Raw genomic sequence first — 14115 nt, 5'->3', positions numbered from 1 at the left:
CAAGCGGCGCCGGCACACCGGTCGGTCAGTGGTGAAGCGCGAGGCCCATGTGGAGCTCGTCGTCGAGCGAAGGCGCCACGGGCGGTGCGTAGGCCGCGAGCGAATCGGCGGACGACGCCAGCGACAGCACCGTAGGAGACGCCTGCGTGCCACCGAAGGCCGGCGGGAACGCGGCCTGCAACAGTGCATGCAGCGACTCGGCAGCGCCGAAGCCCTGCAGCATGTCGGACAGCTGCAGCCCGCCCCACGCCGTGCCGTCGCCGAAGGGGAAATGCGGCGCATCGTGCGGTTGCTGTTGCTGCTCGATCGACACCGTCACTTCGTCGACGCCGGCCAGGCCCAGCGAGTCGGCCGAGGTGAAGAGCGCTGCCGCCCCCGCTGCAGGCGTGTAATTGACGTGCAGCGTCTGCGTGGCCACGTTGCTCGCATCGCCGTCGCGGTCGACCACCTGGTAGCTGAGCGTCTCGTCGTAGTTGTGCGAGGTGGTGGTGCGCGGTGCCACCTGGTAGCTGAACTCGCCCGTGTCGAAGTCCACCACCAGCTTGCCGCCCTTGTCGGTGGCAATGGTGACCTGGTGCGTCGCCTGGTTGTAGCTGTAGTCGCTGCTGGTGGCGGGGCCGGTCTTCACCATATCGCCCGTGACGCTGTCGAAGGTGTAGGTGGTGCCGTCGATGGTCAGCGTGGACACATGGCCACCGTCGGCACCGAAGCCCGACGAACCGCCGAGGCCGCCGGTCAGCAGGTTGCTGACGGTGGGCGGCACGCTGATCGTGCCTTGCAGCATGTCGTTCAGCTGGCTCGTGTCGGTGACGATCTTGCCGTTGGTGTTCGTGCCGGTGTTGCCGTTGTAGGCGATGGGGTCGATGATGCCCTGCGCCGCGGGCAAGAGGTCGGACCCGAGACCCAGTGCGAACGAGTTGATCTTGTTGTTGGTGAGGAAGGTCTTCCAGAGCGCTTCTTCCGCCGCCTGGATACCGTAGTCGGCCGAACCGCTGCTGCTGCTGTTCGACAACTGCCCTGTGTCGCCATCGCCCCGCGTCGGCTCGCCGTCCGTGAGGAAGTAAGACACATTCTGGGCCCCCTGCAGCTTGCCTCCGGCCGAGAAACCGCTCATCGCCGTAGCCAGGGCCGCGTCGTAGTTGGTGCTGCCCCCGTGCTGCAGGGTCTGCACCAACGCCTTGGCCTCGGCCGCCGTCATCCAGGCCTGCTGCGCCTGCCCGGTCGTGCTGAAGGTGACAAGCTGCACCCGGACTTCGCCGTACAGGTCGTAGCCGTCGATCAGGTTCTGGACGGCCGCCTTCGCACGGGAGAGCCGCGTCGGCGTTTCCTCGTTCATGCTCCCGGAAAGGTCCAGGATCACCATCAGGTTCGTGTTGATCGGCGCCACGTCGACGGACTGCTCGCCGTTCACGAGCACCGGCGCATCGTCCTTGACGGGCACGTTGAAGCCCACCGGCGCGCCGCTGAGCTGGCCATCGCTCACCACGGCCTCGAAGTGCAGGTTCGACACGCCCTCGCCGTTGCCCGTCGGGTGGTCGATCGGCGCCTTCAGCGTGACGGTGTAGCCCGCCTCGAACTGCCCCGCGCCCATGGCGGTGACGTTGCCCACCGCCACGGTCATCACCTGGGTGGTGAGGCCGCCGATGGTGACGCTGCCCGTGAGCGTGTGCGTGCCCGCGTCCCAGGTCCACGACACCGGCTGGCCGCCGGAGGTGACACCGGTCGGGCCGCTGAGCGACACCGACAGGTCGCCCGCCAGGCTGTCGGGGTCCGCGATGGAGATCTTGCCGGTCGATTGCACCGTCGGCTCGCCCGCCGCCGGGATGCCGCCGGGCAGGCTGCCTTCGGAGACGATGCCGGCGTCGGTCGCCGTGGCCGTCGGCGGGTCGTTCACCGGGTTGACGGTCACGGTCACCGTGCTGGTGGTCGTGCCGCCGTGGCCGTCGCTCACCGTGACGGTGAAGCTGTCGGTGCCGTTGAAGTTGGCGTTGGGAACGTAGGTGTAGGTGCCGTTGGGGTTCACCGTCACCGTGCCGTTCGACGGGTTGCTGCCCTTGGTGTAGGTGAGCGTGTCGCCGTCGACGTCGCTGCCGACGATCTGGCCGCTGACCGGCGTGTCTTCGTCCGTGGTCTTGGTGTCGTCGGGCGCCTCTGGTGCCTCGTTGACGTTCTGCTCGTTGAGCGTGACGGGAATGTTCGTCGTGACGGTGCCGTCGCTCGCACCGACCACCAGGGCGTGCGCGTTGGCGCCTGCTTCGTAGTCGTTGACGAAGGCTGCAGCGCCTGCCGCCGTGAGGCTGATCTCGCCCGTGGCCGGGTCGATGGCGAAGTAGCCGTTGTCGTTGCCCGAGAGGATGCTGTAGGTGACGGTTGCGCTGTCGATGTCGGTGGCGCGAACCGTGCCGAGCACGGTGCCCGCAGTGCGGTTCTCGTCGTAGCCGAAGACGTAGCCGGTGGCGCTGTCCACCGGCGTGCCGCCGCCGTCGACGAACACCGGGGCGTCGTTGACGGGGTTGATGGTCACGTTCACCGTGCTGGTGGTGGTGCCGCCATGGCCGTCGCTGACCGTGACGGTGAAGCTGTCGGCGCCGTTGAAGTCGGCGTTGGGAACGTAGGTGTAGGTGCCGTCGGCGTTGACGGTGACCGTGCCGTGCGATGGGTTGCTGCCCTTGGTGTAGGTCAGCGCGTCGCCATCGACGTCGCTGCCGACCACGCTGCCACTGACGGGTGTGTCTTCGTCCGTGGTCTTGGCGTAGTCGGGCACCGTCGGTGCGTCGTTGATGTTCTGCTCGTTGAGCGTGACGGGGATGGTGGTCGTGGCCGTGCCATCGGTCGCGCCAATCACCAGCGAGTGCGCGTTGGCGCCTGCTTCGTAGTCGTTGACGAAAGCCGCAGCGCCTGTCGGCGTGAGGCTGATCTCGCCGGTGACCGGATCGATGGCGAAGTAGCCGTCGTCGTTGCCCGAGAGGATGCTGTAGGTGACGGTTGCGCTGTCGATGTCGGTGGCCCGGACTTTGCCGAGCACGGTGCCTGCGGGGCGGTTCTCGTCGTAGCCGAAGACGTAGCCGGTGGCCGTGTCGACCGGCGTGCCGCCGCCGTCGACGAACACGGGGGCGTCGTTGACGGGGTCGATCGTCACGGTGACGGTGCTGGTGGTCGTTCCGCCGTGGCCGTCGCTCACCGTGACGGTGAACGTGTCGGTGCCGTTGAAGTTGGCGCTGGGGACGTAGGTGTACGTGCCGTCAGCGTTGACAGTCACCGTGCCGTGGGCTGGATCGCTGCCCTTCGTGTAGGTGAGCGTGTCGCCGTCGATGTCGCTGCCGACGACCTGGCCGCTGACGGGTGTGTCTTCGTCCGTCGTTTGGGCGTAGTTGGGCACCGTCGGCGCGTCGTTCACCGGGTCGATCGTGACCGTCACAGTGCTGGTGGTCGTTCCGCCGTGGCCGTCGCTCACGGTGACGGTGAACGTGTCGGTGCCGTTGAAGTTCGCGCTGGGGACGTAGGTGTAGGTGCCGTCAGCGTTGACCGTGACGCTGCCATGCGCAGGGCCATTGCCCAGCGCATACGTCAGCGCGTCGCCGTCCACGTCGCTGCCGATCACTTGGCCGCTGACGGGTGTGTCTTCGTCCGTGGTCTGGGCGTAGTTGGGCACCGTGGGGGCGTCGTTCGCCGGATCGACGGTGACCGTGATGGTGCTGGTCGTCGTGCCGCCGTGACCGTCGCTCACCGTGACGGTGAACGTGTCGGTGCCGTTGAAGTTGGCGCCAGGGACGTAGGTGTACGAGCCATCGGCGTTAACGGTCACCGTGCCGTGCGTGGGATCACTGCCCTTGGTGTAGGTCAACGTGTCGCCATCGACATCGCTGCCGACGACCTGGCCGCTGACAGGCGTGTCTTCGTTCGTGGTCTCGGTGTAGTTGGGGGCCGTCGGTGCGTCGTTGACCGGGTTGACGGTCACGTTCACCGTGCTGGTGGTGGTGCCGCCGTGACCGTCGTTGACCGTCACCGTGAAGCTGTCGGTGCCGTTGAAGTTCGCGCCGGGGACGTAGGTGTAGGTGCCATTCGCGTTGACCGTCACCGTGCCGTGCGCTGGATCGCTGCCCTTGGTGTACGTCAGCGTGTCGCCATCGACGTCGCTGCCGACGACCTGGCCGCTGACGGGCGTGTCTTCGTTCGTCGTCTCGGTGTAGTTGGGGACTGTCGGTGCGTCATTGACCGGATCGACAGTGACGGTGATGGTGCTGGTCGTCGTACCGCCGTGGCCGTCGCTCACCGTGACGGTGAACGTGTCGGTGCCGTTGAAGTTGGCATTCGGGGTGTAGGTATAGGTGCCGTCCGCGTTGACCGTGACCGTGCCGTTCGCGGGGTCGCTGCCCTTCACATAAGTCAGCGTGTCGCCATCCACGTCGCTGCCGGTCACTTGTCCGCTGACGGGCGTGTCTTCGTTCGTCGTCTCGGTGTAGTTGGGGACTGTCGGTGCGTCGTTGACCGGGTTGATGGTCACGTTCACTGTGCTGGTGGTCGTACCACCGTGGCCGTCATTCACCGTGACGGTGAAGCTGTCGGTGCCATTGAAGTTAGCACCCGGGGTGTAGGTGTACGTGCCATCGGCATTGACCGTCACCGTGCCGTGCGCTGGGTCGCTGCCCTTCGTGTAGGTCAACGTGTCGCCATCGACGTCGCTGCCGACCACTTGCCCGCTGACGGGTGTGTCTTCGTTCGTGGTCTTGGTGTAGTCGGGCACCGTGGGTACATCGTTCACCGGATCGACGGTGACCGTGATGGTGCTCGTCGTCGTGCCGCCATGGCCGTCGCTCACCGTGACGGTGAACGTGTCAGTGCCGTGGAAATTCGGGTTCGGCGTGTAGACGTACGTGCCATCGGGATTGACCGTGACAGCACCGTTCGAAGGATTGCTGCCCTTGGTGTAGGTCAACGCGTCACCGTCGACGTCGCTGCCGATGACCTTGCCGTTGACGGGCGTGTCCTCGTTCGTGGTCTGGTTGTAGTTGGGCGCCGTGGGGGCATCGTTGACCGGATCGACGGTGACCGTGATGGTGCTCGTCGTCGTGCCGCCGTGGCCGTCACTGACCGTGACGGTGAACGTGTCGGTGCCGTTGAAGTTCGGGTTCGGCGTGTACGTGTAGGTGCCGTCGGGGTTGACGACCACCGAGCCATTCGAGGGATTGCTGCCCTTCGTGTAGGTCAGCGCATCGCCGTCCACGTCAGCGCCCGTCACCTTGCCGCTGACCGGCGTGTCTTCGTTCGTGGTCTGGGTGTAGTTGGGCGCCGTAGGAGCGTCGTTGACCGGGTTGATGGTCACGTTCACGGTGCTGGTGGTGGTGCCGCCATGACCGTCGCTCACTGTCACGGTGAAGCTGTCGGTTCCGTTGAAGTTGGCGCCGGGGACGTAGGTGTACGTGCCATCGGGATTGACCGTGACGGTGCCGTGCGCTGGATCGCTGCCCTTCACGTACGTGAGCGTGTCGCCGTCGACGTCGCTGCCGACCACTTGCCCGCTGACGGGGGTGTCTTCATTCGTGGTCTCGATGTAGTTGGGCGCCGTCGGTGCGTCGTTGACCGGATTGATGGTCACGTTCACCGTGCTGGTGGTCGTGCCACCGTGGCCGTCGCTCACCGTCACGGTGAAGCTGTCCGTGCCGTTGAAGTTGGCGCCGGGGACGTAGGTGTACGTGCCATCGGCGTTGACCGTGACCGTGCCGTGTGCCGGGTCGCTGCCCTTGGTATAGGTCAGCGCGTCGCCATCGACGTCGCTGCCAACGACCTGGCCGCTGACCGGCGTGTCTTCGTTCGTGGTCTCGGTGTAGTTGGGCACCGTGGGTGCGTCGTTCACCGGATCGACAGTGACGGTGATGGTGCTGGTCGTCGTGCCACCGTGGCCGTCGCTCACCGTGACGGTGAAGCTGTCCGTGCCGTGGAAGTTGGCGCCCGGGGTGTAGGTGTAGGTGCCATCGGCATTGACCGTGACGGTGCCGTGCACCGGGTCGCTGCCCTTCACGTACGTGAGCGTGTCACCGTCCACGTCACTGCCAACGACCTTGCCGCTGACCGGCGTGTCTTCATTCGTGGTCTCGATGTAGTTGGGCGCCGTCGGTGCGTCGTTGACCGGGTTGATGGTCACATTCACCGTGCTGGTGGTGGTGCCGCCGTGGCCATCGCTCACCGTGACGGTGAAGCTGTCGGTGCCGTTGAAGTTGGCGCCGGGGACGTAGGTGTACGTGCCATCGGCGTTGACCGTGACCGTGCCGTGTGCCGGATCGCTGCCCTTCGCGTACGTCAGTGCATCGCCATCGACGTCGCTGCCAACGACTTGGCCGTTGATGGGCGTGTCTTCGGCCGTGGTCTGGTTGTAGTTGGGCACCGTCGGTGCGTCATTCACTGGATCGACCGTGACCGTCACCGTGCTCGTCGTCGTACCGCCATGGCCATCGCTCACCGTGACAGTGAACGTATCGGTGCCATTGAAGTTCGGATTCGGCGTGTAGACATACGTGCCATCCGGATTCACCGTCACCGTGCCGTGCGCCGGATCACTGCCCTTCACGTACGTCAGCGCATCGCCATCGACGTCGGTGCCGACCACGCTTCCGTTGATCGGCGTGTCTTCGTTCGTCGTCTCGTTGTAGTCGGGTGCCTCGGGCGCGTCGTTGACGGGCGAGACCGTCACCGTCACCGTGCTCGTCGTCGTACCGCCATGGCCATCGCTCACCGTGACAGTGAACGTATCGGTGCCGTTGAAGTTCGGGTTCGGCGTGTACGTGTACGTGCCGTCCGGGTTGACCGTGACCGTGCCGTGCGCCGGGTCGCTGCCCTTCGTGTAGGTCAGCGTGTCGCCGCTGTCGATGTCGCTGCCGGTCACGCGGCCGCTCACGGGCGTGTCTTCGGTCGTGGTCTCGGTGTAGTCGGGCGCGGTGGGCGCGTCGTTCACGGGCGAGACGGTCACCGGCACCGTGACGGTGGTGGTGCCGCCCTTGCCGTCGCTGACGGTCACCTCGAAGCTGTCGGGGCCTTCGTAGCCGGGCTTGGGCGTGTAGACGAACTGGCCCGTGGTCGGATCGACGGTGACGGTGCCGTGCTCGGGGCCCTTGGCGACGGTGTAGGTCAGCGTGTCACGGTCCGGGTCGGTCGCCTGCACTTGTCCGCTAACAGGCTTGTCCTGATCGGTGACGACAGGGTCGGCCTTGCCTTCGGGGCTACGGTTCTGCGCGGGCAGCAACGGCGGGATGAAGGCCGGGCCACCGCCGCCGCCGCCACCACCACCGCTCGCGGCGGCACCGACGCCCAGCACGCCGAGCGCGCCCAGCAGCCAGCCCGGCACGCCGTCGGGCAGCAAGGCGCCGCCGGCGTCGTTCCATTCGATCTCGGTGAAGTGGAAGTCTTTCCAGGGCGCGGTGTACTGGCCCCACCACTGCACGCCGGCGCCGTCTTCGAGCACGAGGTCGTTGCGGCCGGCGTCGGGGTACTCGGCGAAGAAGCCGCGCACGGCGACTTCCTGGCCGTCGCGCAGCACGAGCACGAGGTCGTCGCCGCGGCGCTCGAACTTGAGCACGCTCTCGGGCGCGATCTTCAGCGTGACGATCGACGGGCGATCCAGAACCAGAGGGGCTTCCGCCGTCGCTTTGCGGGATGACGCGCCACCAGACTTGTAAACAGCTTCCATGATTGGTCTTTCTCCTTGACTCCGGACCTCGGGCGAGCCCTCGCTTTCAGCGAACAGCCCGGGTCGCACGTTGGGAAATCTCGAAGGCCGCGGGTGGCTCTCGAGGACTCGCCGGCGCGACCCGGTGTGCGGATCACGCAGGCTTGCGCTTGCATGGGGCGGGATTCTTGGTTCGGGGGGGTGTCCGGACTTTTGCCGGAGAGGCCGTGGCGTTTGCCGTGGCGTACAACTGTTCACAAACGTGTGTGAATGTCGAATACTTCACACGATTGGCGAAAGAAAATCAGCAATTCGCAAGTTGGGAAAGCGAGCGCTGGCGGTCTTTTGGCTTACGGGCTTTTGCCGGAGCGTCCAATTCTTTTGATGGACGGAATCGGCCCGGCTATTTCCTGCAATACCGGACGGGCCCTGTCCAGCACCCCGTTTTCCCTCTGACAGACCCCCTCGCCGCGGCACCTTTTTTAAGGCCTCGGGCGTCAATGGCGGGTGAATCGATCAGGAATGAAGACCGGTCATTGGATGAATTTGCATTTCTTGTGACAATGATTACCAAATTAATTTCTTGGTTACATTGTTTCGGCCACAGGGCGTTCCAACGCGGTGCCGGCGCCCCCTCTTTCCATGTCCTATTGGTCACCTCCGGAGCCCCGGAGAGCTCATCTTCTGGTTGTCGACGACAACGTTGACGAACTCAAGCTTTTGCTGGAAACGCTGCGGGGCACCGGCTACCGCATCACGCTTGCCTTCGACGCGATGGAGGGTTACCGGCGGGCGACGACGCTGCAGATGGACCTGGTGCTGCTGGACGTGCGCCTGGGCGGCACCGACGGGTTTGCCGCCTGCCGCCTGCTGAAGGCCGACCCGGCCACGGCGGACATTCCGGTGATCTTCGTGACCTCGTCGGCCAGCCTGGAAGAGCGCCTGACGGGCCTGCGCGCCGGCGCGGTCGACTACATCGTGAAGCCCTTCGACCCGGCCGAGGTGATGGCCCGCGTCGAGATTCACCTGGCGCTGGCGGAATCCCGCAGGGCGCGCATCGCCCCTGCCACGCAGGCGGCGCCCCCGCCCGACAGCCCCGCCGCGAACGACGGCGGCGCGCCGGGCTCGGGCATGGACCGCGCGCTCATGCAGGCGGCGGAGCGACTGATACTGGCCGACCTGAGCCGCGTGCTGCCGCTGCGCGAGCTGGCGGCGCGCGTGGGCACGCACGAGAAGCGCCTGTCGCGCGTGTTCAAGGAGCTCGCGAACCGCACGGTGTTCGAGTTCGTGCGCGAAGCGCGGCTGCACGAGGCGCAGCGCCTGCTGCTCGAATCGGCCATGCGCATCGAAGAGATCGCCGCGGCGGTGGGGTTCTCGAGCGCCGCGAATTTCGCGACGGCGTTTCGCGAGTACTTCGACTGCACGCCCTCGGCCTGCCGCCAGGCCGGTGTCGAACGTTCCGGCACCTGACGCGCGATGCATCCGGTGCGCACACGCCCCTGGTGGGCAAGCGGCTTGCTGCTCGGCCTGGCCTTGTGGTTGTGGGGCTTCGCGGCCAGCGCGGCGGAAGCCGTCAGGTTCAGCGCGCTGAACCGGGGCAATGTCTCCGTCGAACAGACCGTCGAGGTGCTGGAAGACCCCACGGCCCGCCTGTCGGCACGCGAGGTGCTCGCCCTGCCCAGCGGTGGCGCGAACGGGTTCGTGCCCGCCACGCCCGACCAGCTGATGCGCGGGTTCTCGAGCTCGGCGGTCTGGCTGCGCCTGTCGCTGGTCAACGATGCGCAGGAAGTGCGCACGGCGCGGTTCGGGCTCAACGTGACGTGGCTGCGGCATGTGGACTTTCATCTGCTGCGCACGCGCAATGGCCAACCCGCATGGACGCACGCGCAGGCCGGCGTGTCCGACCCGATGGACAGCACGCACCGCCACGACCGCATCCCCCAGCTGCAGATCGACCTGCAGCCGGGCGAGTCGGTGCAGGTGCTGGTGCGCGTGATGAGCACGGGCCAGATCAAGCTGGTGCTGGAGCTGCACACCGACGAGGCGTGGCATCACATCGAACGCAACCACGCGCTGCTCAGCGGCCTGCTGATCGGCGGGCTGCTGGCCTTCGCGGTGTACTCGGCCGCGCTGTGGTGGATTTCGCGCGCGCCGATGCTCGCGTTCCAGGCGGGGAGCTTTGCGCTGCTGGCGCTGTACGAGGCCACCTACCGGGGCTATGCGCGCATCGCGCTGTGGCCCGACAGCACCGTCTGGAGCTACCGCGGCCACAGCGTGATGGTGGCGGCCACGGCGCTGTGCCTGCTGCTGTACTTTCACGAGCGCGGCCGCCAGAGCCCGGTGCGCGTGCCCGGGCGCCCGCTGCTGTTCGTTCTGGCCGGCGTCGAGATCGTCGTGCTGCTGGGCACCTTGCTCGGCCCCTACGCGACCTTCGCGGCCATCGGCATCGTGAACGCGCCGCTGATCGTGCTCGCGCTGACGGTCTGCACTTTCATCTACCAGCGGCGCGCCGGCCCGGGCGGGCGGCTGTCGCTGCTGGTGATGCTGGTGATCTGCGTGGGCGCGCTGATGCGTATGTCGGCGCTGATGTTCGCGGAGCGCTCGATGTCCGACTTCGACCACTATGCGCTGGCGTTCCCGGGGATGCTGGTGGGCGCGTTCGCGATCACGGCCTGGTCGTTCCAGGAAACGCGCCAGCGCAACGCCGCGCAGCAGACGCTGCTGCAGTGGCAGGCCCAGGAACAGCAGCGGCTCGAAGAAGAAGTGGTGCGCAAGACCCGCGCCCTGAGCGAGGCGCTGGGCCAGGCCGAGCAGCGCACACGCGAACAGAAGGAACTGCTGGCCTACATCAGCCACGACCTGCGCGCGCCGGTGGCCACCATCCTGGGCAACCTGAAGCTGATGCAGGACGGCAGCGACACGCCGGCGCCCGCGCGGCTGGCCACCATCGAGCGCAGCGCGGCCTACCAGCTGGAGCTGATCGATGACCTGGTCGACTACGCCAAGGGCGAGCTGGCGCCGCTGGCCGTCGAGGCGCAGCCGGTGCAGCTGCGCACGCTGGTCGACAACGTCGCGCAGTACGCGCACGCGCTCGCGCAGCGCCAGCACAACAGCTTCGAACTGACGATCGACGGCGAACTGCCGGCCCTGGTCCGCCTGGACGGCAAGCGGCTGCAGCAGGTGGTTCTGAACCTGCTGTCGAACGCGGCCAGGTTCACGCGCAACGGCGCCATCGGGCTGCGCTTGCAGGCGCAGCCGAGCGACGGCGCGTGGCAGCTGCATTTCGAAGTGACCGACAGCGGCACGGGCATCGACGCCGACACGCTCGAGCGCATGACGCGCCTGCTGGCCGACAACGCGCCCAGCATGGCGGGCGGCGGCCTCGGGCTGGTGATTGCGCAGCGCATCGTGCAGCGCATGGGCGGGCGGCTCGCCATTCACAGCGGCATGGGCGCGGGGACGCGGGTGGTGTTCTCGCTGTCGACCGAGCCGGCGCCTTCGTCGGACACACCTGCACCGCCGCCATCGGAACCCATCGCCGCGCCGCGCCCGCGTGCCAGGCCCCGGGCGCGCGGCCGGCTGCTGCCGGTGCTGACGCCGCTGTCGCCGGCGCAGAAGGACGAGCTCGAAGTGCTCGCCCGCGACGGGCGCTGGAGCGACCTGCACGAGTGGGTGAACCGGCTGGCCACGGAGGCGCACAGCCAGCCGATGGTGCTGACGCTTCGCCAGGCGCTGGACCGGCTGGATTTCGAGCAGATCCGGTTGATTGCGCGCGCGGCGCCTTTGCGTCCGCTGTAGCCCGCTCTCACTCGCGCTCGCCCGAAGGAGCCGCGCCGCCAGAACCCATGCGACCGGCAGGGTCGCCCGATGGGTGGGCTTTCGCCTTCTATTTCGATATATCTAGAATAGTCTCGACCCACTCAAAAAAGCCATCCCCATGCGCCACCTTCACCACGCTCCGCACCACCATCACCACCGCCACGCCCCGCGCGGCGAACACGAAGACGGCCTGGCCGGCGGCGGCCGCGGGATGCGCGGCGGCCGCGGCGGCGGCGCGGGCCGGGTGTTCGGCCACGGCGGGCTGCGCTTCGTGCTGCTGCAGCTCATTGCCGACAAGCCTTCGCACGGCTACGAGCTCATCAAGGCCATCGAAGACCGCCTGGGCGGCACCTACGCGCCGAGCCCCGGCGTGGTCTACCCCACGCTCACGCTGCTGGAAGAGCTGGGTTATTTGAGCGTGGAAACCGCGGACGTCGGCGGTCGCAAGCGCTACAGCATCACGCCGAGCGGCCAGGAGTTTTTGGCCGCCAACCGCGAGACGGCCGACGCCATGATGGCCCGCATGGCGGGCGGCGTGGACGGCGCCGGCCCGCGCGCCGGACGGCCCCCGCAAGTCACCCGCGCCATCGAGAACCTCAAGCTCGCGATGCGCCTGCGCCTTGGCGGCGCCCCCCTCACCGAACAACAAGCCCACGAATTCGCCGCGGTGCTCGACAGCGCCGCACAACAGCTCGAACGCATCTGAACCCATCTCTGCAAATGACCGACTTCACCACCACTGCTTCTTCCAACACGCCCGACCGCACGCCCCGCCGCGTGCGCCACGAACTGCGCTTTCGCCAGCTCACGGTGAAGACCGTCCAGCGCGTGACGCCGCACCTGATCCGCATCACGCTGACCGGCGACGCGCTCGAAGGCTTCACCAGCCCCGGCTTCGACGACCACGCGAAACTGTTCTTTCCCGATGCCGCCACCGGCCAGCTCACGCTGCCGACCGCCGGCCCCGACGGCCCCGTGTGGCCCGAAGGCGGACGCCCCGCCATGCGCGACTACACGCCGCGTCGCCACGACGCACAGGCCAACACGCTGGAGATCGACTTCGCGCTGCACGACGCCGGCCCCGCCACGCAGTGGGCCGAGCAGGCCAAGCCCGGCGACATCGTCGGCGTGGGCGGCCCGCGTGGCTCGTTCATCGTGCCGACCGAATTCGACTGGCACCTGCTGATCGGCGACGACACCGCCCTGCCCGCCATCTCGCGCCGCCTGGCCGAGCTGCCGGCCGGCGCGCGCGTGGTGGTGCTGGCGGAAGTCGACAGCAAGGCCGACGAGATTCCCTTCGAGACGCAGGCCGAGCTCACGCTGCGCTGGGTGCACCGCCAGGGCGCCGCGCCGGGCCTGAGCCCGGTGCTGGTCGACACGCTGAAAGCGATGACGCTGCCGGCCGGCGACTTCCACGCCTGGGTGGGATGCGAATCGGCGATTGCGAAGGCGCTGCGCGCGCACCTCGTGGGCGAGCGCGGCGCGAACCCGAAGTGGGTTCGGGCGTCGGGTTACTGGCGTCGCGGTGCAGTGGCGACGCACGACACGCACGACGAATAAAGAAGGCGCGACTCAGTCGCGAGGCACCGCAGCAAGCGACACGAAGCCCGGGGCCGGGCTTCGCGCTAGAGCCAGCCGACGCGCTTGAACCGGTAGTAGAGGTAGCCGCAGGTGCTGACGATCAGCCCCAGCGCCATCGCATAGCCATAGCGGAATTTCAGCTCCGGCATGTGCTCGAAGTTCATGCCCCAGATGCCCGCAAACGCGGTGCACACCGCAAAGATGCTGGCCCAGGCGGCGAGCCGCTTGGTCACTTCGCTCTCTTCGATGGTGACCATCGAGAGGTTCACCTGCACCGCCGTGGCGATGGTGTCGCGCACCGCATCGATCGAGCCGTTGATGCGCACCAGGTGGTCGCCCACGTCGCGGAAATACTCCTGCGTGCCCACGCAGATCTGCGGCACGCGCCCGCCGTGCAGCTTGCCCGCCGCCTCCACCAGCGGCGCCACCGCGCGCTTGAGGATGAGGCTGCGGCGCTTCAGGTCGTACAGCTGCTTGATCTTGTCGCGCGCCGCGCCGCCCTGCGCAAAGATCTGCTGCTCGATGGATTCGAGTTCCACTTCGAGCGCGTCGATCACCGGAAAGTAGCGGTCGACCACCGCGTCCATCAGCGCATAGAGCACGAAGCCCGCGCCGTTGCGCAGCAGGTCGGGCTCGCGCTCGCAGCGCTCGCGCACACCAAGGAAGCCCTGCTGACTGCGGTTGCGCACCGACAGCACGTAGTTGCGGCCGACGAACACGTTGACCTCGCCCACGTTCACGCTGTGCTCGCCTTCGGCTTCGGTCGAAGGCTCGACCAGGTGCATCACGACGAACAGCGAGTCGCCGTACTCCTCCACCTTGGGACGCTGGTGGCCGTGCTGGGCGTCTTCGACGGCCAGCGGGTGCAGGTCGAACTCGTCCTGCATCTGGGCCAGTTCTTCGGGCGTGGCGTCGCTCAGCGCCACCCAGACGAAACAGCCGGCGCGGGAGATGTAGTCGCTGATGTCCTCGACGGGAATGTCGGCGAGCTTGGCGCCGTTTTCATAGGCCACGCAGTTGATCAGCATCGGAGCACTTCCATCGTCGAACTTGAA

At 67.3% G+C, this 14115-nt stretch carries 6 protein-coding genes; 4 read left to right on the top strand and 2 right to left on the bottom strand.

Annotated features, from left to right (window positions below):
- Positions 1-25 precede the first annotated feature (25 nt).
- On the bottom strand, positions 26-7681 hold the full coding sequence (locus AC1RGU_RS13690; protein WP_492696565.1) for a tandem-95 repeat protein: 7656 nt from the start codon (positions 7679-7681) through the stop codon (positions 26-28).
- A gap of 699 nt (positions 7682-8380) precedes the next feature.
- Here AC1RGU_RS13690 and AC1RGU_RS13685 point away from each other — a divergent pair.
- The 4 genes from AC1RGU_RS13685 (at position 8381) to AC1RGU_RS13670 (ending at position 13039) form a co-directional block, all read left to right on the top strand.
- The gene (locus tag AC1RGU_RS13685; protein ID WP_492696564.1) at positions 8381-9130 is read left to right on the top strand and encodes a response regulator transcription factor; all 750 of its coding nucleotides are present in this window, start codon (positions 8381-8383) and stop codon (positions 9128-9130) included.
- Between the two features lie 15 nt (positions 9131-9145).
- Positions 9146-11458 carry a sensor histidine kinase gene (locus tag AC1RGU_RS13680; protein ID WP_492696563.1) on the top strand — a complete coding sequence of 771 codons (2313 nt, stop codon included), beginning with the start codon at positions 9146-9148 and terminating at the stop codon, positions 11456-11458.
- 139 nt (positions 11459-11597) lie between these two features.
- The gene (locus tag AC1RGU_RS13675) at positions 11598-12185 is read left to right on the top strand and encodes a PadR family transcriptional regulator (RefSeq protein ID WP_062474958.1); all 588 of its coding nucleotides are present in this window, start codon (positions 11598-11600) and stop codon (positions 12183-12185) included.
- A gap of 14 nt (positions 12186-12199) precedes the next feature.
- On the top strand, positions 12200-13039 hold the full coding sequence (locus AC1RGU_RS13670; protein ID WP_492696562.1) for a siderophore-interacting protein: 840 nt from the start codon (positions 12200-12202) through the stop codon (positions 13037-13039).
- A 65-nt stretch (positions 13040-13104) separates the two neighbouring features.
- On the opposite strand, the gene corA is transcribed toward AC1RGU_RS13670, so the two are convergent.
- Positions 13105-14088, bottom strand: coding sequence for a magnesium/cobalt transporter CorA (corA, locus tag AC1RGU_RS13665; RefSeq protein ID WP_139704480.1), 984 nt, complete (start codon positions 14086-14088; stop codon positions 13105-13107).
- Between the last annotated feature and the right edge of the window lie 27 nt (positions 14089-14115).

It is taken from the genome of Variovorax sp. GW823-FHT02B07 (assembly GCF_058797695.1).
This window is presented reverse-complemented; position numbering and strand designations above follow the sequence as displayed.